The sequence below is a fragment of the Paenibacillus sp. FSL H8-0537 genome (genome assembly GCF_038051995.1).
Lineage (GTDB): Bacteria > Bacillota > Bacilli > Paenibacillales > Paenibacillaceae > Pristimantibacillus.
This window is the reverse complement of sequence record NZ_CP150290.1, coordinates 3,097,716-3,122,883: the sequence shown is the minus strand read 5'-3', so window position 1 is coordinate 3,122,883 and position 25,168 is coordinate 3,097,716. Positions and strand designations below refer to the sequence as shown.

The 25,168-nt window shown below is 52.3% G+C and carries 14 protein-coding genes, 1 pseudogene and 1 CRISPR repeat array; all 15 genes and pseudogenes read right to left on the bottom strand.

Translation table 11 applies throughout. The features are described 5' to 3' along the window. Positions 1 to 4: 4 nt before the first annotated feature. On the bottom strand, positions 5 to 814 hold the full coding sequence (locus tag MHB80_RS13250) for a heme ABC transporter ATP-binding protein (RefSeq protein WP_341282558.1): 810 nt from the start codon (positions 812 to 814) through the stop codon (positions 5 to 7). Further along, the gene (locus tag MHB80_RS13245) at positions 814 to 1,848 is read right to left on the bottom strand and encodes an iron ABC transporter permease (protein ID WP_341282557.1); all 1,035 of its coding nucleotides are present in this window, start codon (positions 1,846 to 1,848) and stop codon (positions 814 to 816) included. The genes MHB80_RS13250 and MHB80_RS13245 overlap by 1 nt, the downstream gene beginning before the upstream one ends. Positions 1,849 to 1,851: 3 nt before the next feature. Further along, positions 1,852 to 2,829 carry an ABC transporter substrate-binding protein gene (locus tag MHB80_RS13240; protein WP_341282556.1) on the bottom strand — a complete coding sequence of 326 codons (978 nt, stop codon included), beginning with the start codon at positions 2,827 to 2,829 and terminating at the stop codon, positions 1,852 to 1,854. Positions 2,830 to 3,023: 194 nt separating this feature from the next. Next, the gene (locus tag MHB80_RS13235; protein WP_341282555.1) at positions 3,024 to 5,294 is read right to left on the bottom strand and encodes a cation-translocating P-type ATPase; all 2,271 of its coding nucleotides are present in this window, start codon (positions 5,292 to 5,294) and stop codon (positions 3,024 to 3,026) included. 466 nt (positions 5,295 to 5,760) lie between these two features. Beyond that, positions 5,761 to 6,320: a CRISPR direct-repeat array (repeat unit 31 nt; unit sequence TCGCACTCTGTGTGAGTGCGTGGATTGAAAC). Between the two features lie 702 nt (positions 6,321 to 7,022). Next, a pseudogene (locus MHB80_RS13230) lies at positions 7,023 to 7,881 on the bottom strand (Rpn family recombination-promoting nuclease/putative transposase). A 132-nt stretch (positions 7,882 to 8,013) separates the two neighbouring features. Then, a complete protein-coding gene (locus MHB80_RS13225; protein WP_341282554.1) occupies positions 8,014 to 8,322 on the bottom strand; it encodes a rhodanese-like domain-containing protein in 309 nt (102 codons plus the stop codon). 114 nt (positions 8,323 to 8,436) lie between these two features. Then, positions 8,437 to 11,457 (bottom strand): VWA domain-containing protein, encoded by a 3,021-nt coding sequence (locus MHB80_RS13220; RefSeq protein WP_341282956.1) that lies wholly within the window; start codon positions 11,455 to 11,457, stop codon positions 8,437 to 8,439. Next, the gene (locus tag MHB80_RS13215; RefSeq protein WP_341282553.1) at positions 11,447 to 13,432 is read right to left on the bottom strand and encodes a VWA domain-containing protein; all 1,986 of its coding nucleotides are present in this window, start codon (positions 13,430 to 13,432) and stop codon (positions 11,447 to 11,449) included. Before MHB80_RS13215 ends, MHB80_RS13220 begins: the two co-directional genes overlap by 11 nt. Positions 13,433 to 13,492: 60 nt before the next feature. After that, positions 13,493 to 14,536: a DUF58 domain-containing protein gene (locus MHB80_RS13210; protein WP_341282552.1), complete on the bottom strand. Its 1,044-nt coding sequence runs from the start codon at positions 14,534 to 14,536 to the stop codon at positions 13,493 to 13,495. Then, a complete protein-coding gene (locus tag MHB80_RS13205; RefSeq protein ID WP_341282551.1) occupies positions 14,533 to 15,522 on the bottom strand; it encodes a MoxR family ATPase in 990 nt (329 codons plus the stop codon). Before MHB80_RS13205 ends, MHB80_RS13210 begins: the two co-directional genes overlap by 4 nt. Before the next feature lie 16 nt (positions 15,523 to 15,538). After that, positions 15,539 to 17,269 carry a hypothetical protein gene (locus MHB80_RS13200; RefSeq protein WP_341282550.1) on the bottom strand — a complete coding sequence of 577 codons (1,731 nt, stop codon included), beginning with the start codon at positions 17,267 to 17,269 and terminating at the stop codon, positions 15,539 to 15,541. A gap of 38 nt (positions 17,270 to 17,307) precedes the next feature. After that, positions 17,308 to 18,201: an ABC transporter permease gene (locus MHB80_RS13195; protein WP_341282549.1), complete on the bottom strand. Its 894-nt coding sequence runs from the start codon at positions 18,199 to 18,201 to the stop codon at positions 17,308 to 17,310. Then, positions 18,198 to 19,130, bottom strand: a complete 933-nt coding sequence (locus tag MHB80_RS13190; protein ID WP_341282955.1) for an ABC transporter ATP-binding protein — start codon at positions 19,128 to 19,130, stop codon at positions 18,198 to 18,200. The genes MHB80_RS13195 and MHB80_RS13190 overlap by 4 nt, the downstream gene beginning before the upstream one ends. A 73-nt stretch (positions 19,131 to 19,203) precedes the next feature. Then, positions 19,204 to 21,585: a hypothetical protein gene (locus tag MHB80_RS13185; protein ID WP_341282548.1), complete on the bottom strand. Its 2,382-nt coding sequence runs from the start codon at positions 21,583 to 21,585 to the stop codon at positions 19,204 to 19,206. A 152-nt stretch (positions 21,586 to 21,737) separates the two neighbouring features. Continuing rightward, entirely contained in the window at positions 21,738 to 24,968 is a 3,231-nt protein-coding gene (locus tag MHB80_RS13180; protein WP_341282547.1) for an efflux RND transporter permease subunit, read from the bottom strand. Positions 24,969 to 25,168: the final 200 nt, after the last annotated feature.

Genomic DNA, 25,168 nt, shown 5'->3' with positions numbered 1-25,168 from the left:
CCCTTCATTCCAGCTCCCCATTGTTTATTCTTACATTGGGCGCAAGCAAAATTTGCGGCGCCCCTGTTAACGGATGATTCATAATCGAAGCCTCAGCGCCGTATACCTCGCGAATCAGCTCCGTCGTATAAATATGCTGCGGTTTGCCCAATGCTGCGATGCTGCCCTTATGCAGCACCAGCACTTCATCGCAATATAAAGCGGCTAAATTTAAATCATGCAGCACGGTTACAACGGTAATGCCCTGCTCACGCTGCCAGCTCTTTACCGTATCGAGCAATTGAATTTGGTAGCCGATATCCAAATAGGTCGTAGGCTCGTCCAGCAAGATGACTTCTGCTTGCTGTACCATCACCTTGGCTAGCGCGACGCGCTGCCGTTCGCCGCCGCTTAGCTCAGCCATTTTGCGCTGCTCCAGCTGTTCAAGCCCCATTGCTGCGATTGCCTGATTAATGATCGGCGCGGAATCGCTTGCTTCATTACCGAACCAATTTTGATAAGGAAACCGGCCCATTTCAATTACTTCACGAACTGTAAAACCTACTGGCGGAAGCACACCCTGCTGAAGCACAGCAAGCTTGCGTGCTGCCTCCTTGCGTGAATAGGCGGCAATACTGCGCCCCTCTAGAAAAATATCACCCTGCGAAGGAGGCAATACGCCGGAAAGCAGCTTCAGCAAGGTGGATTTCCCAACGCCATTGGGGCCGATAATGCCATATGTATACCCTTTTTGAAAGGAAAAGGTTACGTCATTCAGCACTTTTCGCCCGCGTATCGTCGTACCAAGCTGGCGTGCTTCAAGCATAACAGCCATTATGCCCCTCCTTCCAGCCGCTTGCGCCGATGCAGTAAATAAGCGAAAAATGGCGCACCAATCAGCGCAGTTACTACGCCTAGCGGAATTTCCTTCGGACTTAGCGCCATGCGGGCAAGTGTATCGGCCCAGAGCACAAATATGCCGCCGCCAAATGCGGACAGTGGAATGAGCAGGCGGTAATCCGGCCCAACGATCAGGCGAATCACATGCGGTACGACGAGGCCGACGAAGCCAATCACACCAGCCACCGATACGGCAGCAGCCGTGAGCAGCGTCGAGCAAGCCAGCACAATCAGCTTTGTACGCTCTACGCGAATGCCTAAATGTGCCGCCTGCCCCTCGCCAAGCAGAAAAACATTCAAATGCTGCGCATAGGCAATAAGCACAATAACCCCAATAATAAGAAAAGGAATAAGCATGTAGACGTTCGCCCAGCTTTTCATCGCCAGCGAGCCCATTAGCCAAAACAAAATCTGGTTTACTACGCTATTGGAAAGCGAGACCATGAAGGATACGAAAGCTCCCAGAAAGGCCTGGATAATAACGCCGGATAATATAAGCGTTTCCAACTGCAGTCCGGCCGAGCTTCGCGCTAGCCAGAAAACGACCAATAGCGTCGCAATTCCCGTTATGAAAGCGACGATCGGAATCGTCCAAATGCCTACTGCCGCCTGATAGCCGAATAAAATCAATGCCGCAGCACCGACTGAGCTGCCCGAAGCAACCCCGAGCGTATAAGGATCGGCGAGTGGATTGCGCAGCACACCTTGAAACCCGCTGCCCGCCAGTGCGAGACAAGCGCCTACAAGCACCGCCAGCAGCACCCGTGACAGCCTCACCTGAGTAACAATAGCAATTTCACCTTCACTCCAGCTAACCGGCTGATCTCTAAGCCATGGCAGCTGATGCAGCAAAATGCCCCACACATCAGTAAAGGAAATACCTGCGGAGCCAATCGACAAGCTCGCGATAATAGAAACAGCAAGAAGGAGCACTGCTGCTCCTCCGTAGCCTAACCATTGATGTCTCATCCGCTATTTAACGAGGTCTGGATGAACAGCCTTCGCAATTTCCAGCAAGCCATCGGCAAGCCGCGGGCCTACACGAACGAGCGGATCTTCCGAAACCGCGATAACCTGCTTATTTTTCACCGCGTCAATGACGTTCCAGCCTGCCCGGCTGTCCAACGCTGTAACGATGGGGTTCGGTTTCACCTTCATATCCGGGTAAATGATGATTTCCGGATTTTGCTTCACGATCTCTTCAGCGCTGACTTCGTACCAGCCTTCCTTCGAGCCCGCTACATTGGTGCCTCCCGCCATTGTCAGCAGCTCATCCAAAAAAGTACCTGATCCTGCCGTATAGCCAGGGCTAAACTCCAAATACACCTTTTTCGCAGGCGCATCCTTCACCGCATTCATGACCTGGTTCATCACATCACGCATATGTTCAGCAACCGCTTCGGCATCCTTCACATGGTTCAAAATTTGGCCGACCGTCTCAATATGGGCAATGGTTTCGCCATATGTTTTCGAATCGGAGGCAAATACCGGAATATTCAGTTCGCGCAGCTTGGCAACCGCATCTCCATTCATGCTGGAGGATGCAAGCACGAGATCTGGATTCAGCTTCACGACAGCCTCAATATTGGTCGTCATATCGCCAATTTTCTCAATGTCATTCGCTTCTTCTGGATAGTTGCTGTACTGATCCACGCCGACTACCTGCTTGCCCGCTCCTACAGCAAACACAACTTCTGTCTCGCTTGGCACAAGCGTCACAATTTTTTCAGGCGCTTGCTCAAAGGTCAGCTTGGTATCCGTTGCGTCGGTTACGGTGAGCGGATATGCGGCGCCTGTCTCTGCAGACGGAGCAGCGGATGGTGCGATAGATGGTGCAGCAGATTCCTTGCTATTATTCACCGCACCGCCGCAAGCGGCAAGCAGCGTCAGCATAGCAATCAGCCAAATGGCAAGGCTTGTTTTCAGCATGGCATTCATTTTAACTTTCATTACTCGTATACACTCCTCTAAAATGGTTTGTTCTCTCCAAGCGGAGGGCTCTTTCAGGCTAATCAGGCATAAAAAAAAGCATTCGCGGCAGCTGTGCCGAAAATGCGGTATCCCTGCTTGGCGCTGGCCCTCATCATTATGTAGGTTAGACGTAGTAACTATACCATCGTTTTTCCGTATTTGTCCACCTTGGACTAGGCAGGGAGCTGCTTGTGCCGCCGCAAAATATAGCTCAGCCGCATCGCATTTCCGACTACCGACACGGAGCTAAGCGCCATCGCTGCCCCTGCCATCCATGGCTCAAGCAGACCGAACGCGGCGAACGGCACGATGCTGCTGTTATATAGGAAAGCAAGCAGCAAGTTCTGCTTAATATTGCGCACCGTGAGCCGGCTTATGCCAAGTGCATCAACAATCGCAGTCATGCGCGGCTGAAGCAGCGTTAAATGTCCGGCAGCGAGGGCCGCTTCCGTACCATTGCCCATCGCAATGCCCACGTCGGCAGCAGCAAGCGCCGGTGCATCATTCCAGCCGTCGCCAGCCATGCCGACCCGTTTGCCCGAACGTTTCAGCTGCTCTACCAGCTCCAGCTTCTGCTCAGGCAGCAATCCGGCGTACACTTGCGTAATGCCTGCTTGGCGAGCGGCATTTTGGGCAGGAATTTGGTGGTCGCCTGTTGCGAGCATCACCTGCAGTCCATATCGTTGGAGCTGCTGAACGGCAGCAAAAGAATGAGGTTTAACCCGATCCGCAAGTGAAATACACCCAATGAGCAGTCCATCTGCTGCAACATATAAGAGCGTTTCTCCTCTTTTTTCCCGTTCGGTGCAAAAATTAGCTACAGCTGCGGCGGCCTCCGCATTCGCTTTCCACTGCTCGGCTTTCGCAAAGGTTGCATTTCCGACGGCTATGCTTCTTCCCTCAACTACTGCTTGAACGCCTTTGCCGGGAAAATAAACCATATTAAGCGCGCTTGGCGGCGTCAATCCTACTCTCCCCGCTTCACGTCCTATCGCTTGCCCTAGCGGATGGGCGGAACCCGCTTCAGCGGCTGCAGCCAAACGAAGCACGACCGAGCGCGTCTGAGTCGGCGCAGCCCATACGGCGCTAACTTGCGGGGTACCTTCGGTGAGCGTTCCGGTTTTGTCTAACAGCAGCGTATTAAGCCGCGCAAGCCGCTCCAGCGCCCCGGCCTGTTTGAGCACAATGCCCAGCTTTGCTAGGCGGCCAGAAGCAATAACCAGTGAAATAGGCGCGGCAAGCCCCAGTGCACAAGGACAGGCAGCAAGCATAACAGCGACCCCGCAGCGGAAAGCTTGATGCCAATTGCCAGGTTCCAGCAGCACCAGCCAAAGCATAAAGGTGAAAGCCGAAAGGGCAAGCATCGCTGGAACGAACCACGCGGCCACCCGGTCCACCTGCTGCTGAATCGCTGATTTGGAGCGCTGCGCCTGACGAAGCAGCTCGCTAATGCGGCTGAGCAACGTCGCATGTCCCGCAGCCGTTGTACGGATGCGTTGCATTGCTCCCACATTCGTTGTTCCTGCCCAAATTCGGTCTCCCGCTCGTTTAACGACCGGCAAGCTTTCTCCTGTCAGCAGCGATTCATCCATATCGGTTTCTCCGCTCGTTAAAACGCCGTCAACCGGGACCGTCTCCCCCGGTGCAATGCGCACAATCTCGCCTTCCCATATGAAAGCGGTCAGTACACTGACCCACTGGCCTGACCGTTCTACAGTTGCGGATTGCACCTGCAATTGGCTGTACCCGCCCGCCTCATCCTGCGCCCGCGATGCAGCTGTCATCTCCAAATATTTGCCGAGCAGCACCGCGCTAATAACGACAGCAGAGGTTTCAAAATAAAGCGGCAGCGTATGCCCGGCGACAAGCGTTTCTCCAGTCGGAAGGCGTGAGAAAACAATATAATGGCTGTATAAATAGGCAGCAGACGTTCCTGCTGCGACTAGCACGTCCATATTCGCTGCTCGCGAACGCAGCGCATGGTAAGCACCGATATAAAAAGGCAGCCCAATGACGAATTGAACTATCGTAGCTAGTGCGAGCTGAAGCCATGGATGCAGCAGCCAAGCCGGAATGGAAAGCCCGCTTAGCAGCGGGAGATGCTGGGTCATGCCAGCAAGCAGCGGCAGTGTAAGCAGCAGCGAGATCATTAGCCGGAGGCCGAGAGCGCTGCGCTCCTGCTTCCATTGTTCTTTGCTGTGCTCAGCTGCCGATGCTTGAAAGCCGATATGTCCGATTTTCGCCATAACGTCCTCAGACCGTATCCGCCCAGGCACAAACTGCACCCAAGCCGATCTTGCCGGATAGCTGACGGCAACCGACTGTACGCCTTCCATTTTGCCCACAGCTTTCTCGATCCGTGCCGCGCATGCTGTACAGCTCATGCCGCCCACTGCATATTGCAAAGTCACGCTATTTTCACTCTCATTATGCCGCTGTTCCAATGACACATCCGCCCTTTCGCCCTTCTATTACACCAACTGCCGCAATATAGTAGATCAATTCAAAATGATCTTAATGATTTAAAGACTTACTATCATCATATGTACGGCATGGGGCCAACATGTGTACAGGCTGAGTGGGCAATATAGATCAAGCATAAACAAGTGTGAGCAGACGTTGCCACCCTTTGAAGGCAGCTCTTATTTCGAGTAAAGGTAGAACCTGTTTAAAAACGTTTTACATATGCATTTTATTTCGATAGACCTAATACTTCACGGTCGTTTTTTTGGTGCGAATGTGAAGCTCACATAAAATCCCTAGGTCACTCGCACCTCAGATTTTGTCGAATCATGACGAAAATTTGATATTTCGGTAAAAGTCAATATCTCGGTTGATTTTTCTTTCATTGATATTGTTGAAAAAATACAGCATTAATGCGATTATGGAATAAATTATGTAATTTTCCGCTTCGCACTCTGTGTGAGTGCGTGGATTGAAACTTTACCCGTGTCCTGCTCATAAAGGAGCATATCTTGTCGCACTCTGTGTGAGTCCGTGGATTGAAACTGCTGCTCGCTCAACCACAACTCGTTATCACGTGTCGCACTCTGTGTGAGTGCGTGGATTGAAACCTCACTCCACGAATTACGGTAAAGCCTGTTTCCGCGTCGCACTCTGTGTGAGTGCGTGGATTGAAACATCGACCGTATTCCTGCAGCGGCGAGTGGCAGGATGTCGCACTCTGTGTGAGTGCGTGGATTGAAACTCATTATCTGTTGCATAGATGAAATACTTCATTGTCGCACTCTGTGTGAGTGCGTGGATTGAAACCTTGGACAACCAAACAGCGTTTTTCTTCCGCTGGTGTCGCACTCTGTGTGAGTGCGTGGATTGAAACTTGATATACAGTGCCAGTTTACGGTACGTTGTAGTCGCACTCTGTGTGAGTGCGTGGATTGAAACAACTTTTTGGGAGTGTATCTGCAAAATGTGTTCGTCGCACTCTATGTGAGTGCGTGGATTGAAACGACGATGGAAAAGTAATCTTCACGTCATATCCGAGTCGAACTCGCCAATCAAGCTTTGTTGCGCTATTTGTGGGCATGTGTTTACTGCCGCCTAATATAGCCTCTTTAAACAGAGTCGCACTCAACTAAACAGAAACAAACGTGCTCGTAATTAATAGTCTTAGTTCGACAATATACACCTCTATGCAAGCAGAAAATCATAATGTATGATTAACTTGAATTTACTCATTATTACCATTTAAGTAAATTAATTAAAAGAGAGGTTCAAATAAAAAAATCCATTCAGAAAATTTTTCTCGCCACAACCTTAGCACTCGCATCCTTTTCAAGCTTCGCATTATTAGCTCCAACAACGGTTTCCGCAGCTGGAACAACCTTTACAACTTTGAAAAAAGGAAACTCTACGTTACTCATTGGTGCAAATAACTATGTTGTTGCATCAGGAACATCTGTTGTTTCAGTATCATCATCTGGATGGCTAACCGCAATAAATACTGGTAGCGCAACAGTCCGTGGCTACAGTACCAGCGGAGTTCTTCTTTGGACTTGGTATGTTACGGTAACCTCATAAATTTATCTCTCGGACCGTCATAAAAGGCGGTCTGTACTTTTTATACAGTCAATTGACGATTTTTTTGTAAAAACAACTCCTTAAAGACAAAACGAGCCGACCGCCATGGGTCCGCTCGTCTCTATTTTTAACTACAACGACTTTAAATCAATGATCTCTTTCTCAGTTAGACCGGATGCTTCGATGATGACGGATAGCTCAACTCCAAGAGTAAGAAGCTTTCTGGCAATTTCCTTTTTCGCCTCTGCCTTCCCACTTGCTTTTCCTTCAGCACGCCCTCTTGAGTTAGCTGCTTCATACATCGACGCCTCATCATGCAGATACTTCTGACGGTCTTCATATTGTCTTCGTGCTTCTAAATCCTGACTCAAAAATTCCAGCGTATCCATGGCCTTTCTTAATACCGGTTCATTCATCGTTAACACCTCCCATTTGGATTGATCTGCACCTTTCAGAAATAACAACCAGTTCACAAGTCCGCCTTCCTCAATGGAAATGGCTTGTTCGTCTAGCTTCGGCAGCTCTAGAAAGTGAATTTCAATATCGTCAATTAGCGAAATTCCGGTTCGATCTTCCCGCAGATGAAATACGTTATGATACAAATCATTCGGCAGCAAGGCGTAGTTCAAAATATTAATAGTCACGCACCGTTTCAGTTGGCTATACGGCTGCCCTTCCTGCAATTGCCCAGAGTATTGCTTACTCCAATAGAAAAGCGTTCTTTTCTCCGTATCATATTTATTAAAAAGCTGCATTTCAACATTAATAATTTCACCTTCAGTTGTCCTGGCTCGAATGTCCAGAATGGATTGCTTGTCGCGCGGAGAGTCCTTATCTGTATAAGGGTTGAGCAAAATAATCTCTGTCAATGGGGGGCCTGCCAGCCTCATCAAATGTTCGGTTTAAAAAGGTTAGTAGGACATCGCGATTCTCTTCACTCCCAAAAATGCGTTTGAACAAAAAATCATTTCTTGGATTTATCAGATTCATGAAGGATCAGCTCCGTTTAATTTTTATTATATCATGATCAATGCCTTTTTTCCGAATCGGAAAAAGTGAAAAGCAGCCATGCAATCCGCTAACATCCGGTTGCAAAGCTGCTTTTGATTTTAACGCTTTATGCTACGCTCCAGTAACGATGGCTCCCGGCCATGCGAGCATGCCGCCCGTCATATTGGTCACGGAGTGGCCCTGTGGCGCGAGGAAGTCGCATACTTTGCCACTGCGTCCGCCGCTGCGGCATACGAAAATGATATTTTCATCCTTAGGCAGCTCATCCAAACGCTCCTGAATTTCAGACAATGGCAAATGAGCTGCTTCGGCAATATGTCCCTCTACCCACTCATCAAGCTCACGAACATCGATTAAATGAAACTTTTCCTTATTATTCAGACGCGCTTCAACTTGCTCCGGCGTGATTTCGTTATACATCGTTACGTCAGCTCCTCAGAAAAAATCGTTTATGTGCATTGTAACTTTCGACGCCGCCGTTGTCCATTCCTCTAAACAATACCAACATTTTAGCCTCGCATCCGTTCAAAAATGCTACCGCTTACCGCGCTTCTTGGCGGCAAGCAGACGATTGACCGTTACCTGACCATCAGCCTGCTTTGTCTCTGGGTTCGAAGGAGGGGCTGACGGCTGGCTGCTGTTGCCTGAAGCATTAGCCTGTGAGTCTAGCATTTCTCGCTGCTGCTTACCCGCCTGGCCTCGACCATCTGGCTTCGGAGCCTGTGCTCGAGACGGACGACTTGCCGTTTGCGACGTATTGGCCGAAGCTCCCTGAATGCCATTAAGCGCTCCACTCGCTCCCTTCACCTGACCAGATGCTGGCGAGGTTGGAGTTGGAGCCACGTCAGTTGTATCCGCTCGCTCACCATAAAAGCCAGCGGTGCGGCTTTTCCGCTGCTGCAGCCTGCTCATCGCACCTGACGGAGCGGCGGCTGGCTCATTCCTCTGCAAACGTCCACCTACGAGCCCAAGTCTCGCCAAAAGCATCCGCCCGATCCGCTGCCAAGGCAGCGACAAGCGGCGCAGTAAAATGTCGACCAGCCATAGCAACAAAATTAATAGGAGCAGCTCACGGGTCCAATCATAAGGCTGCCTGGACTCTACTGGATTGAAGCGGTAAGCCTCCTGCGGCGCGTCCAGCGACAGCAAGCGTCCGCCTGTAGCGTCAGCAAGCTGCTGCAGCGCTTCTGCTCCATTTTCACCCGTCAATCGATACTCGGGCGAATAGGGGATGACAAAACCCGTCGTCGTGCTACCCGTATTGGGCGCTTCTGCTCCGCCCGCTGCAGCGCTCTGTTCATTCACTTGCATTAAATACACGCCCGGCTTCGATATTGGAAGGCTTGCCGCATATTCGCCCGGAGCTGCTGGAAGCGGCGAAAGCGGCGTGCTTTCGCCTGCTTCATCCGTGACTACAGCCGACAGCTTAGCAGCTGTATCACTGCCCTCGGTGCGCAAGCGCAGCATAGCCTCTCGACCATCAAGCGCAGCTGTTGCGGAATAAGGCGTGCTCTCAAACTGGGGAAACGTCCACTTAATCCACTCGGCGAGCACATTCGGCAATGCGCCCCACTGCACCCAGTCTCGTGACCATTTCCCAGTCAAGTCGCTCGTCCAGGCTACCGTTCGTCCTGAACCGTACGCCCAGCGCGCCAAAATCGGATCACCTTGCGGCGACAGCAGCGCGACCTCTGCCGTTTCCTTCGCTGTCGTTGCGATGTACGCCTGCAAGTTCGGCACGCCATTTTGCCACATCGACGACCAGCTTCCGGCTTGCCCGACGAGCGGCGGAGCATTTTGCTCCACAATATAGGTTCGCGACATTAGCACCGTCTCACGGCTGAAAATAGCCGGAAGCGTGCTTTCATCATTTGTAAAATAAAACCGTCCCTTCGCCTGCTTCGCAAGCTGCTCCAGCATCACCTGATCCGCACCGTCGCCGACTGCAACTGTAGACATCGTCATTTTATTGTCCACCATGCCCTGTGTCAGCGCAGCATAACCCGGGTTGGAAGCCGATTGCCCATCGGTGAGCAAAATAATATGCTTGCGCTGTGCATCCATTTCCAGCAGCTTGTTATAAGCGGTATCGAGCGCCGGAAAAATTTCCGTGCCCCCATCGGCCTGAATGCTCTGGATTTTATCCAAAACCTCCTCGCGATCCGTCAGCTTGGTCGGTTCCACGATCCACCAAGGCGTCGAGTCGAAGGCGACTACGCCTACTGAATCTTCTGGGCGCATCAGCTCGATCGTCCGCATTGCCGCTTCTTTCGCCAGCTCCAGCTTGCCGCCGACCATACTGCCGGAACGGTCAATTACCAAAATCAAGCCGAGCGAGGGCAGTTGGCGCTTCCCCTTCAAATCCATATAGACCGGCAGCGCCTTCTCTATAGGCGTTTGGAAATAGCCTCCCAAGCCAAAGCTGTTGTCGCCACCCACCATGACTAGGCCAATGCCATAATCGCTGACCGCCTTGCCAAGCCACTCCATCGGTTTAGCCGCAATGCGGGTTGCTGAAACATTGTTTAAAATAATGCTGTCATAGGCGGCATATGAAGCCAGCTGTACAGACAGCCGCTCAGGCGGTATCGTCTCGTAACGAATGAGCGAAGCTTTCAAAGCTGCCTCCACATTGCCTGATGAGCCCGGCACACCTTCCACAATGAGCACAGCGGGCGGGCCGCTGACTCTGCTGAACGCATAAGCAGTATTGTTCTGCTCACGTTCATCCCCTTCTGCATACAGCTCAGCCCGAAAACGGTGAAAGCCCGGTTCCAGCGCAGCGCTTTGCAGCGCAAAACGATTTTCGCCCGGCTCCAGCACGATTTCGCTTGTCGACAGCTCGCGGTTGTCTTCGTAGAGCCTCAGCTTGGCCGTACCTGATGATGTGCTGTTAATCGTAAATTCAAACGTAAATTTCTCGCCTTGACGCAGCGTTTGCGGAACGTCCATCGCTTCGAGCGAGGCGTCCACACGCTGCGGGGCAGCTAACGGAACGACATCCACCTCAATGCCTGCATGCCCCAGCAGCTCCGCTTGGCGCAGCATGCTTCCGGCATTTTCCGCGCCATCGGAGAGCAGCACGATTTTGCCGCCCCCGGCTTCATGCAGCATGCCTGACGCAAGGCGCAGCGCCTGAGACAGATCCGTGAAGTTTTCATTCACGCCTGATCGAAACGTATATCGTTCCGCACTCGGAAGCTGATCAGGCGAGAGCACTTTATCGATGGCGGCATCTAGTCCAATGGACACAATTCCGCTCTGGTCGGCTTCGTCTTTCGCCGCCGAGGCTTTGGCAATCCACTCACCTAAAGCGGCATCGGCATTGACGGATGCGGAACGATCTGCTACAAAAATAACGTTACGCTGCTCGATACGCAAGTATGGCTGCACACCTGCAGCAATCGCAATGACGAGCAGCAGAATAAATGCACGCAGCGTTATGGCTATCTTTTTACGAGTGCCTTGCAGTCGCAGCGTACCTCGAATCATCCACCAAACCGCCACTGCCCACGGAATGAGAAGAAGGAGCGCCCAAGGCGAATTAGCCTGCATTCCCACGCCTATACACCTCCCATTCCACCAGCATCAGCAAAAGCAGTGCAAGCGCGAGCCATACGGCAAAAGCGTTTGCAGCATTTGCCGTCTCCACACTTCCCAAAGCCAACCCCGCATCAGCCAACTTTTGACTTGTCTCAGTTGAACCAGCGGCAAGCGGCTTGATTTCGGAAGCTGCGGACATCGATGCGCTTTCGGAGGGAGCCGCTGTTACAGCAAGCATCCTCTGACCGATCGTTTCCGCTTCTGCATCTTGCTCGATTAAACGGTACAAACCCGGAACCGCCGGGGCGACTGCTGGCTCTTGCGCTGCAAGCGCGGCAGCCAGCTTGCTGTCGGGCAGTGATTTTTCGCTATAACCGCCTAGGGCTTCGATCATTTCCCACTTGGCACTAACTGTCTCATTTAAAAAAGCAAGCTGGAGCGTACTTCCGGCATCCGCCGTCCCAAGCTGTGCCTGACTCCCTCCGCTCATCCAATCCGCAGCCTGCACGATTAACACGGGAAACTCCGGCCGCAGCGGCAAATCGCTGCTTTGCATGTCAAAGGTAAAGCGCAGCTGCGGCCTTCCTTGCATCGAGCCAGCATAAATGGCTGGCAAGCCGCCATATGTAACAATCGCTTCTCCCCAACTCCCGGCATCCTTCGCCTTCACCATCCGTCCGATATGGGTATCTTCAAATGAAAGATAGGCGGTAACGGGATGCTCGGTCAGCGCCACCCTGCTATTCGCAGGCGAAGCCGTCTCTTCCTCGGTCGCTTCCGGATGGTCGATATACCAGACAGGCTTGGAGGAAAACAACTTCTGCCAGCTTTTGTCCGTTCGAAGCTTTGCTGTGTCGCCATCCATAATGACCCAGTCGATGTCCTTAACATGTTCATCAGAAGGAACATACTGCGCAGGATCAACCTTTATCGTTTTTACGCCGGCGAGCTGGAGCGCTTTTTCCAAAAACAAGTTGCCTGATGTAGCTAAAAGCACCTGCTGCGCTTTAGACACGATCGGAAACTGGTAGGCGATATTGTCAGCGGCATAATCATCGGTCGCTCCGCTGATTTTGGCGGTATAATAGCTAGCTTCTTCCGGCAGACCGTTAATATCTACGCTCGTCCAGCCCCCAGCCTCAAGCTTGACCGACCTCTTCACTGCTGGCTCTGATTCCTTGTCCGCATATACGGCAAGCTCAAGCTGCTTAGATGCAAGGCTGTCATTTCGCAGGGTCACTATGCCTGCACGTTTGCCGTCTTCCCCAACTGCTGCATGAATGCCAAAATACAAAATAGCGCTATTATTACTGCCAGCTTGCGGGGCAGAAAGCTTGAATTGCTCAAGCTTCGCATGAAGGGTCAGCAGGTTAACGGAGTCTGCGTCCTGCCACCTGCCATCGGAGAGCAGCAATATCTGACCGCCTTGTTCATTCGCAAGCAGCGAGTCGGCTAGCGATAAAGCTGCTACGTTGTCCTGTGTACCGAAATCTGGCGTAATGGTTTTCAACTGCTGCACCGCGAGCTCATGGTCCGTTTCCTTGGACAAAATAATGCGGGGCTGCTCGCCCGTTACAAGCAAAGTGATAAGCTCCCCTTTCGGCTGCTCGTTCAGCCATAGCTCCGCCTGCTGTACAGCGGCGGACAGCAGGCTGACTTGCGAGCTTCCGCCAGGCATAACCGCCGTCATGCTTGCCGAGCGGTCAAGTACGATGACGGTATGACTGCTGCTGCGGCTATCTGTCGTGAGATACGGCTGCATGAGCGCAAGCACTAATATAGCAGCTGCGAGAAGCTGCAATAGCATAAGCGGCCGTGTACGAAGCTTTTGCCACGGACGATTCGCCTCCTGCTCGCGCAGCATGCGATTCCACAGCATATGACTCGCAATTTCGGTATCCATATACGTGCGCTTGAATAAATACATTAAAACAATAGCTGGAAGCGCCAAGCCGAATAATGCAGATAGCGGCGATAGCAGCTGCATTTTCCCTCCTCCTTTCACCTGAGTTCTAAGTTGCTCCTCATTATTAGTTCCAGTTCAATTTTAACTATGGCTGTGCAGCACACCAGCGCGAAGCAGCGTATGCTGAATCGTTTGTTCCATTGGCTTGCTCGTGTCAATAAAAAAATAAAGGGCTCCGCGCTCGGCGCAAAGCTGCTTGAGCTCATTACAATATTTGTTCACCGTATCGCGATATTGTTCCAGCAAACGACTGCCTAAAGCAACCTCTTTGCCCGTTCCGAGTTCACTGTCAAGCAAATTCAGCTCGCCTGTCAAAGACGGATTTAGCTCTTCAGGGCTCAATAAATGGAGAAAAACGACCTGTTGCCGAGCAGCAAGCAGGCTGAGCAGCGTATTCTCAATGCCCGCTTCATACATCGCATCGGACACAATCCAAGTAACGCCCGTGCGATGCGGGAGCTGCCCAGCCTGCGCAATAGCTTCCCGCATGGTCAAAGCTGCCGCCTGCTGCTGCATAGCTGCTGTCCCTTCACCCATCGCAGAAGACTTAAGCCCATCGTCTGGGTGAAAAGACGGCTGCTCCGCTGCCTGCTCTAGTGCCGCTGCCAAAAAATGAAACAATCGCGCAGCGGAGCCCCTTCCGCGAAGTGCTGGAAGCTCTGCCGGAGCTGGGCCGCCAAACAGCTTTACCGCAATGCGGTCCTCGCCTGACAGTGCAGCGTATCCGCCGCAAGCTGCGAGCTGCAAGGCGCAGCGCAGCTTATTGGCCTGTTCGCCGCCAAAATTCATCGAAGGGGATATATCAACGTACACATGCAATGTAAGCTCCTGCTCATCCCAATATTGCCGCATATATGCTCTGCCCGTTCGCCCATATACATTCCAATCCAGACGACGAATGTCGTCGCCGGGCGCATAAGGGCGATAGTCTGCAAACTCCTGCGAGCCGCCGAGCGTGCTGGAGCGGCGCTTGCCAGCCATCGTGCCCTTTACTCGGCTGCCCGCAGCCACTTTCATGCGCTCTAATCGATTCAGCAAGGACGTATCGGGAAAAAGCTTGGCTAAAGCGCCGCTGAACGCTGAATCCCGGGCTCCGCTCCCAGAACCGCTGCCTTGCCCATTCATCTTGTCAGCTCCAATGCGTTTAAGATGGATTCAGTCATCTGATCCGTCGTTATGCCTGCTGCCTGTGCCTCATAACCGAGCACGACCCGATGTCGAAGCGCTGGCACAGCTACCTCGCGAATGTCGCTCCACGATACATGCAGCTTGCCGCTGCAAAGCGCCCTTACCTTGCTGACCGCCACAATCGCTTGCAGCGCCCGCGGTCCAGCGCCAAATCTGACATAACGCTTCACATCGTCAGGGGCATCTGCCTCTGCAGGATGCGTCATCATCACTAGCCGAACCGCCATGTCCAGCACATCGTCTGCAACCAGAATTTGCTTGGCATACACTTGGAGCTCGGTCAGCTCATCCGCAGTCATCTTGACCTCAGCGCGGCGCTGAGCTACCGCCGTTGTCCGCAGCACAATTTCTTTGAGCTCCTCGCGCGTCGGATAGCTGACGCCGATTTTGAGCAGGAAACGGTCAAGCTGCGCTTCCGGCAGCGGGTATGTCCCCTCCTGCTCGATTGGATTTTGCGTCGCCAATACAAAAAAAGGACGCGGCAGCTGGCGAGTTTCACCGCCAGCTGTCACCGTGCCTTCCTGCATCGCTTCAAGCAATGCGCTTTGTGTCTTTGGCGTAGCACGGTTAATTTCATCGGCCAGCACTAGATTACCGAAGATCGGTCCAGGCTGAAAGCTGCGTCCCGCCGCGCCCTGCTCGGTAAAATCAATCAGCGTCGTTCCCGTAATATCTGCGGGCATAAGATCGGGCGTAAATTGAATCCTTGAATATTGCAAGGAAATCGTATCCGCAACCGTACGGACAAGCATTGTTTTCCCGAGACCGGGGATGCCTTCCAGCAGCGCATGTCCTCCTGCCAGCATGCACCATAATAGCTGCTCAACTACCGTTTTTTGCCCTACAATGACACTTCCAATTTCCTCTTTCAGAGCAGCTATACGCTCAGCCGCCTGTGTAATCTGTTCCTTGGATTCAATCATTTGTCCACCTCGCTCCTTATCGATTCGGCTGTATGTTGTCGAAATATTGCTTTACTTTATCCTGCATGGCCTGCGGCAGCTGGGAGCGTCCAAGCGCTTTTTTCGCCTCGGTTGCATACTCGCTGTATACTTCCTCGTAAGGGCGTGTCGTTCCGTCAATCATCGGCGACTTGCCCCCCGTTTGCTCCTGGCCGCCAGTCGATGGTCCGCCATCCTCCTGCACATTGCCTTCGCCTGCCATCGTACGCGGCGTTGTTACAAGCGTTCGTCCACCCGCTCCGGTACCGCCTTGCAAGCCTCCTTGCCCGCTGCCAGCGCCCTGGCCTTGACCAGACCCGGCTCCAGCGCCTGCTCCTTGACTTGCACCGGCTCCTGTCCCAGCACCGCTGGATGAAGGCTCGCCGCTTCCGGAGGCGCCAGAGCTTCCCGGCGCCGCGCCCGATCCAGGCTCGCTCGGCGAGCCTGATGCTCCGCCAGCGCTGCTGCCGCTCGGCGAGCCATTGCCGGAGGCCGCCGCTGCCCAGCTCGGCGGCACGGAGCCGCCGCTTGCAGCCAATTGGCCCGCAAGCGGCTGTCCGCTTTGCCCAAGCTGGCTCGCCATTGCGCTAGCCAGCTGTTCCAGCTGAGCCTGCGATAATTCGCCGGCCAGCGCTTCTTCTAGGGCGGCGAGGCCATCGCCGCCCTCCGTCTCGCCCGAAGCGTCACCTTCCGCTTCGGGATTGCGCGCCTGCTCCGCGGCTTCTGCCAATGCGGAGGCGAGCGCCTCCTTGTCTTGCGGCAGCTGCCCGGCAAGCTGCTCCAGCGCCTGTGCCAGCTGCTCCTTCTGCTCAGGCGTCAGCTTGTGCAGCTCCGATCGCATATCGCTAATCGCTTCGCTCATCCCCGATTCCAGCCGGTCCTGCAGCGCAGCTCCCAGCTGTTTCAGTGCGGGCTCGCGCTGCATCGCTTCCGCCGCCTCATCAAGCTGCGACGCCGATTGCAACGCCTGCTCCGCCGTCTGCTCAAGCTCGCGCATCGCCTCGGCCAGCTCGGCAAGCGCCGCCTCTATGTCGCTGTCGTTTTCCTCCAGCTTGCTGCGCAGCTTCTCAAGCGGCTCAGCAAGCTGCCGCTTCGCCTCCTCGGGCACATCTGCCCGCTCCGCTTCCTCCGCGAGCGCAGCCGCCTCTTCCCGCAGCTCTTCAAGCTGCTGCCGCTCAGCGGCCCGCTCCTCCGCCAAATGATCCAGCGGATTCGCCCATACGAGCAAAAGCGCGGAAATGGCCCATACCGCGCTAACCCCCAGCACGGACCGCTTCCACGCCGGCCATGCGGGCCAAGGCAGCCGCTTGCTCAGCATAGCGGCATAAGCTTTCGCTGCTGCAATGGCCTCCTGCCGCTGCAGCAGCACAATAGCGGATGGCTGCCCAGCCGGGCGCAGCCATCCATCAAGCGCAGTCGACACGGCATCATCCGTGTCGTGCCGATCCATTGCTCTCGCCGCATCGCGCAGCGAGGCGCGCCGCCAAAGACCATACAGCAGCCCCGCCAGCAGGCCCGCTGCCGCCAAAATCACAGCCGCTGGCCGCGCATGAAGCAGCGGCCACAGCCTGCTTGCGACGAGCAGCAGCAAGCCTGCCGAGCTGCCTATAAGCAAGCCCTTTAGCCCTTGCTTGCACATGGTGAACATCGTTAATCTAAGTCGCACCGGCAATAGCAGCTCAGGAAGCTGCTGCTGTTCTTTAGCCTGACTGCTTCCGCTTGGCGCCATTTGCGCTCCCTCCTACTTTAAACCCGACTTCTTATATGTTACTTCCCGCTTTGCTTCATACGAGGACGCAGGTAGCGAATGCTTAACCAAATGGCTAGAGCGGCCAACACGAGATAAATGAGCATAAACTCCTGCCAGAGCTGCAGAAACGGTTCAGATGCTGTTGAACCAGATCCCGTATAAACGATTTCTCTGGTTATGTTAGGGTCCAAAATGCTGTACATCGCCACCGCTGGATTCCATGCGAAAATATGAGCGATCCATTCGTTAGAACCGCTGTATCCTGAAACCTGCATAGATACCATTAGCGCTACATAACCAATGAGCGCTGTGCCCGCGTACAAAAACAAGGTCACGCCATAGGTCAAAATAACAGCAATCATCGTCCGCTTGATGATGGTGGAGAACAAAACGCCGAAGGCTCCTATGACGATCATCAAAAATAAATAAAAGAAAAAGATGAGCAGCAGCTGTGACGGCGATATGCCGCCGAACAGAAAGATCATGCTGTATACAGGAAGCGTACTAATGACGATTAAAATCATAAAGCTTAGAGAAGACAGCAGCTTGCTTAAAATAATCGTCGTCGAGCTTTGCTGCGTCGTAAGCAGCAGATTAAGTGTCTGCCGTTCACGCTCGCCGCTTATAACGCCAGCCGTGAGGCCCGGAGCCATAAAGGAAATGAGGCCGAGCTGGACGAAGCTGAGAAAATAAAACAGCATCCGGCTTTCGCTCGGATTAAACGAGGCCGCATTGCCCGAGCTCATATTAAGCAAATAAATGGAGCTAAGGGCAAACAACCCAATGGCGAATAAATAGGCAAGCAGCGTCCACATCGTGCGCGGCGTCCGCATCCGCAATCGGAATTCCTTATCCAGCACCGGATTGATCAGCTTGCTGCGCCAATCTTTGCTTACGGTATCGTTTCTCATTCGAAGCCGTCCCCTCCTCTCGTAATTTCCAAAAAGACATCTTCCAAATTCGTCTGCCCTTCGCTAAACGAAACGATGCGATAGCCTGCAGCTATCAATTCGCTGATTAGCTCAGCCTGTTCGAGATCCTGTCCGCTAAAATGAACATGGATGCCCCGCTCATCGCGCATCAGACGCGTCACATGCGGCTGCTCCTGCAAAAACTGCTCAGCCTCTTCCAGCCGTTCCAGCAGCCGAATATATAAGATCCGCTTCACCCGCAGCCGATTCTGGATTTCCGACACATTGCCCTGGGCAATCATCTGCCCATGCTCAATGACGCCAATTTCGTCAACCATCTCCGCAAGCTCCGGCAAAATATGCGAGGAAATAATGATCGTTTTGCCCATTGCCTTGAGTTCCAGCAAAATTTCCCGCATTTCGATTCTCGCTCGCGGATCAAGACCGGAAGCCGGCTCATCAAGTATGAGCAAATCGGGATCATGCACAAGGCAGCGCGCCAAGCACAGCCGCTGCTTCATGCCGCGCGACAGCGTATCGACATAAGCGTCCCGCTTGTCACTGAGATTGACCAGCTCAAGCAGCTGAGGAATGAGCTCTTCCCGTTCCTTCTTGGGTATACCATAACTGGCACCATAAAAATGCAAATATTCGACCGCTTTAAATTGGTCGTAAACACCGAAGAAATCCGGCATATACCCAATCCGCTTTCTCACTTCTGCCGGATGCTTCGTCACATCAAAGCCATCCACTTTCGCATAGCCCGACGAAGGCGAGAGCAGTGTAGCCAAAATGGACATCGTCGTTGATTTCCCCGCGCCATTCGGCCCTACAAAACCGAACACTTTGCCTCTGGCAATCGTCAAATCAAGCGACTTTAAGGCATGAAATGAGCCAAAAGACTTGCTGAGTCCTTTAATTTCAATCATGGGAACGACTGCCTGATCCTGCTCGGGCGAAACTCCCGCTTCATGCTCCACTTTTACTTGCGCCTGCTCTTCCTTATTCATGCTTCGCCACCTCGCCTTCCACTGCCACTTGCGGCATTCTCGTTTCTATATCGGTATTAACGATCAGCTTCATCCGCAATTTGAAGCCATCTATGAGATAATTCGAAGGATCTTCCATTTCCGCTGCTACTTTCAGCCATTTGCCTTGTGCTTCATCCCAAATGAGCCACTTCAAATTTTGCCCGGATTGGGAAGGGTCAAGGTGAATGTCCAATTGATCGTATGTCAGCTGTTCACGCTCAGGGAATCTGTATTCCAACACCAGCTCACCTTGCCCAATCGAAAAAGTAGAGTTCCCAAAATTCTCTAATCGATTGACGCTTTTTTCAACAATAACGGGATTTACAAAGCCTGCAGGCACGATTAGGCGGCCGTTTTCATCCGGCTCCATCTCACCCAGGCTTTGCACCCACATCGTCAAATTAGCAGCCTTCACCTTATTGTTATTAACGGTAAACAATGCATCTTCATTTTCACTGAATCCGAGCACAACCGGACCGTAAATCATTGGCATAGTCGAGGAACTGTAGTTTGTATTGAAATACGCATCAACCATCGTACGCTGCCTGCTGAACGTATCCTGACTGCCGCCTTGATACGGGAATATCAGACTGCCATAGTTAAAATATCCCATGCCTGTGTTGGGACTATTGGAAATGAGCACAGAACCTTCTTCGCCTTGCTTTAAATCACCGATTGAATAGCTGCTGCCGTTCATCACTACAACCACCTGATTTAAATCAATCAAGGTGTCATTTTTAATTTTATAACCTATTTGCCCGTTGCTGCTCTCGTAGGACACCTTGAATTGTCCGACCTGCTCCTGCATCGGGACATTTTCAAATACGGCTTTGCGTGTCGACCAATATTCTACATTTTTCCACTCAGCTGTCGTTTGTCCTTCTAGGCTCACCACTCTGCTGTCGCTGCGCAAATTCAAGTCGCCAGTGCTGCTGCCTGATGCATAAGGTGTTAGGGGAAGCGTTTCATCGAAACGGGCAGCTACTTCACCGCCATTCGGAACGAAAATCGAAAACGCACCAGATTTAACTCCTTGGCCTTGGCCAGATAATTGCACCGTTTGGACCGAATGGGTAGACATAAAACGTTTATTTTCAGCACCGAAGAAGAAAATAGCGGCACCGCAAATGATGGAGATGAGCGGAATGAGCCACCATGACCACTCCCGCTTGTCTACCCTTCGCAGCACCAAATACAACACCGGAGCTACAACAATCATATAAATGATAAACATGACAAGCAAGAGACCAAAATTAGGCGGTGAAATGGAGGGAAACTCATCTACGATCTGTTGAAAGCTCCAATACGTATTATTGCCGTTCGTATAGCCCTGCTGCATTGGAAATAGCGAGCTTTGCAGCCAATTCGCATATAACGTGGCACTTCCCGACCAAGAAGCAATCGGCTCCAATGCGGGATCAAAGGCAATGTACAGCACCTTGCCCAGTCCCAGCTTGCGCTCGGCCGCAATCGGCGTTTCCCCGCCTAACAGCTTTGTTGCCCCAGCGGCAAGCTTGCCTGTCGACAGCGTCATATCACCTGCGCTTGCGCTTTTCGCTTCACCTGCGTTCACCATTTCAGGCGAAATCGGCTGTGACACCGTCCCGCCATCCGGTTCAACCGGCGCAATAGCTGCAAAAGCTTTCGCTGTTTTGCTGTAGCCTGCGCCTCCCGAGAGAATAAGCGTGCCTCCCTTGCTGATCCAGCCTGTAATGGCCGCCACCTGCTGCTCGCTCCAATCCGAAGTCGCTACATCATTAAAGGCAAGGACATCAAAATAATCAAGAAGTGAAGCTTCATCCGGCAGCTGCTCCGGCGTCAGCGGCATGACGGAAATTTGATAGCCTCGCACATTCAGCGAAGGCATGAAATTTAACGTATCGGGATCGCTTGAGAGAACCCCAAAGGTGTAATCGGCTGTGCCATTGCTGTCCAAAAAGGCTTTGCCAATGATTGCTACTTCCTTCCCTTTGGCAGAAGCGCCTTCAAAAAAGCGGATTTTGTTATTGTCTTTGCTCAGCTGCGTGCCTGGCAATGAAACCGTCAGCTCAACGGGCGTTTCTTTCGGCAGTTCGACCGGTACGACATAATCGGTCGTCATCCCGCCATAAGGCGAAATAACCGAAATGACGACCTCGCCCTTTAAGTCGGTATTTGTCCGATTCGTCAGCGTAAGATGGGCAGGCATTCTTTTATCCATTTTCACATTGCCCTGATAGCCTGCTTCCGTTTTCAGCTCAATGCCTGCCGCTTCGGCATATGCTCTCGAGCCCGTTGTCCCAAGGTCTGCACATAAACTAGCGATCATAATCATCATTACAAAAAGCTTGAATTTAAAACCTATTCGACTCACAGACAGACCCCTCCCTATTTTTATATGTACTTATCCTATTACCTAACGCAAAAAACGACGAAAATGTTTCATAATTTTACATCATTCATCCAATGCAGGAAAAAGAAAAGCCTAGTTCGCATAAAGCGATCCCAGGCTTAAGCATAACGTATTTATACTTGCTGCTTTTTTAAAAATGACTTTGGCCTGCGGTGAAAAATTTCATAAAATACAGGAACGATTACCAGCGTCAGCAAGGTTGAGCTCGTTAAGCCGCCAATAACAGTCAGCGCCATCCCTTTTGTAATAAGCCCTCCTGACTCAAACCCGAACGCAAGCGGCAGCAATGCGCCGACCGTCGCAATAGCGGTCATTAAAATTGGACGCAGGCGCGTGCCTGCTGCTTCGAGCAGCGCCTCACGGACAGATAGTCCCTCCGCTTCCTTATGGATGACCCGGTCCACCAGAACAATTGCATTCGTAACGACGATGCCAATAAGCATCAACGCGCCAATGAGCGATGTAACGCTTATCGTCTCCCTGCCTAGAAGCAGGCCAAGCAATGCGCCTATTACCGTAAATGGGAGCGAAAGCAGCAGAGCAAGCGGAGTCAAAGCGCCGCCAAACGTAAGAACAAGTACAAAATAGACAATCGCAATGGCAGCCAGCATTGCAATGCCAAGCTGCGTGAACGATTCATTAATTTGTTCGCTCACCCCACCCAGCTTGTAGCTGATCCCCGCTGCAGCCGGCATATCATCCAGCATTTGCTGCAGCTCCGCCGTTACAGCTCCTACATTGGAAGAAACCACATCCGCCGTCACCTCCGCATAAACGCGCTCATTCTGCCGGGTAATCGTATTCGGCGATTGTCCTTCCTTAATCGTTACGACATCGCTGAGCGCTACTTGCGCCCCAAGCGGAGAGGTCAGCATGACCTTTTCGAGCTCTGCTTTGCTGGCATAGACTGCCTGCTCCAGCTTCTCATAAATGTTCAGCTCCGCTCCTTCCTGCTTAACCGTTCCAAGTACAGGCTGGCTCCGAACGGGGCTGAGCGCCGCCGCCACCTGTCCTGCCGTCAAGCCATATTGGCTTAGCTTCCGCTGATCGGCGACCAGACGGTACTGCTCATAGGTTGCAGCAAGGCTTGTTGCGACATTTGTCAAATGAGCATTCTTTTTGAGCTTTTCTTCCAACTGTTTGACAACGGGTTCCAATAGAGCCATATCTGGGCCAAATGCAGTAATGGACAAGCCAGATCCGCCTAGCGCCCCGCCGCTAAAATCCTGCTGCTTCCACTCGCCACGTCCCCCAACCTTCCCGAGCAGGACGACCACCTGCTGCTTTTCATCGTCAAACGCCGGAAAGGTATCCTCATATCGCAAATTAAACACAGCCTGCTTCGAAGCGCCTGGACTAAACGGATTGGCACCGCCAACCGCATATTGGACAATGTTCAGTCCCGGCCGTCCGAGCAGCCGCTTTTCTGCCTGTAACGCCAGCTCCTGCACCTGCTCCTTCGTCTCCCTTGGAGCCGGGTTATACGTAACCAGCATCATTTTCTCCTGATCGGACGACAGGAAGCTCACTCCAATAACCGGTACTAGAAACAAGCTCCCTACGAGCAGTATTACTGCAGCGCCAAACGAAGCAGCCTTATGATTGAGCGACCAGCGGAGAATGCTTTTGTACCACTCGGCTAGGCGGCCAGGCTTGTCCGCATGCCGCTTGCCTGAAGGCAGGTCGCCCCGGAACATGAGATGCGCCAGCATCGGCACCACCGTTACCGCAACAAGCAAGGAGGCAAGCAAGGCAAATACGACTGTTAAGGCAAAGGGCAGAAAAATTTCGCCGATCATGCCCGACACAAGGCCCAGCGGTAAAAATACGGCTATCGTCACAATGGTCGAGGCAAAAATCGGGATGAACATTTCACGGGTCGCATCCAGAAACAGCTCCTTGCCGGACAGTTTTTCACCTGGAAGCGAGAGCCTTCGGTAAATATTTTCGATGACGACGATGGAATCATCAATGACCCGGCCAATCGCCACCGTCATGGCACCAAGCGTCATGACATTCAACGTAATGTCCATCTGGCTGAGCAGCAGCACAGCAATTAGAAGGGATAGCGGAATCGAAATGACGGCAATAATGGTCGACCGAATGTTGCGTAGAAAAATCAATATAATGAACACGGCAAAAATGGCGCCGATGATCGCTTTGCTGACCATCGTCTCCACCGATTTTTTAATCGGCTTTCCTTGATCCAGTGTCGTTTCCACGATAAGCGCAGGCTGCGCTTGCTTCAGTTTGTCCAGCTCAGCATTCACCGCATCCACGACCTCGACGGTATTGGCATCAGCCGCCTTTACAATCGATACACCGATCGATTCCTTCCCATTCGTACGCGATATCGATTCGACTTTGCCGATGATCGATATATTTGCAATTTCGTTTAGCTTTACGGTAGGGAGCGTGCTCATGCTGGCTATCGCCTTAGCTACGCCCTGATCAGAGTCAGCCAGACCTGCCGCCGGGGATAAAGCTTGCCCGCTGGCAGCATTCAAGCCGCCTGTAAAGGAAGTGATCGGCTGCATCGATTGCCCTGTTTGCCGGTCTGCTGCCGAGGGAGCAGTATTGCCTGCCCCATTCCTATTGGCTGGATTGTAGGGAATGTCCATGTTTTTCAAATCTTTTAACGTCGCAATATTGCCGTCTACAACGAGCGTTTTCTCCGACTGTCCAAATTCAAATACGCCGAGCGGGACGGTCAGCGCCGAGCCTTGAATCAAGCCTTTGACCGTTTCCTTCGTCAAGCCGTACTTCGCCAACTGCTCCGGCTTAAAGGCTAGCTGGATCTCATTTGCATTTTGTCCGGATACTTGTACACTAGCTACACCATCAATACCTTCGAGCATCGGCAGCACGTCATTTTCGACCGTCCGTGTCAGCTCCTTAATATCTGCTTTTTCATTAGAGAAGCTAAGCGAAAGCACAGGAAATGCATTCAAGCTAATTCGCGATACTTGCGGGGTTGCCACACCTTCGGGCAAGCTTAGCCCATTCAAATCTTCCTTAATTTGTGCTGCCGCCTTGTCCATATCGGTACCATAGTCATACTCAATGACGACGGAAGATGCATTTTCATAGGAGGTCGAGCGCACGACACTTACCCCTTCCGCATGGCGGGTCCGCTGCTCGATAGGCTTGGTTATTTTCTCCATCACCTCTTCTGGTGCGGCGCCTGGAAACACAGTCGTAATGCTAACAATCGGCACGGTAATATCGGGCAGCGTCTCCATCTTCATACGAAGGCCTGCGTACATGCCTGCTGCCAGCACAAGCAGCGTCAAAATCCACAGTGCTACTTTATTATTGAGCGAAAATCGGATGATGCTTTTCACTTTTGCCTCACTCCTAGTCCATATCCATACTTGGCAGACGTTCGCCCATTCGGACCACACTTCTGCTTCACGGTACTAGTAGCATTTAACTTAAGTAGAAAATATAAACCTCTACTGAAGGTAATTTGATGTTTAACAAGCAAAGCCGAAAAATGATCCCTATTAACGCTTATTCGCCTTGTATAGACAACCGTATTTAT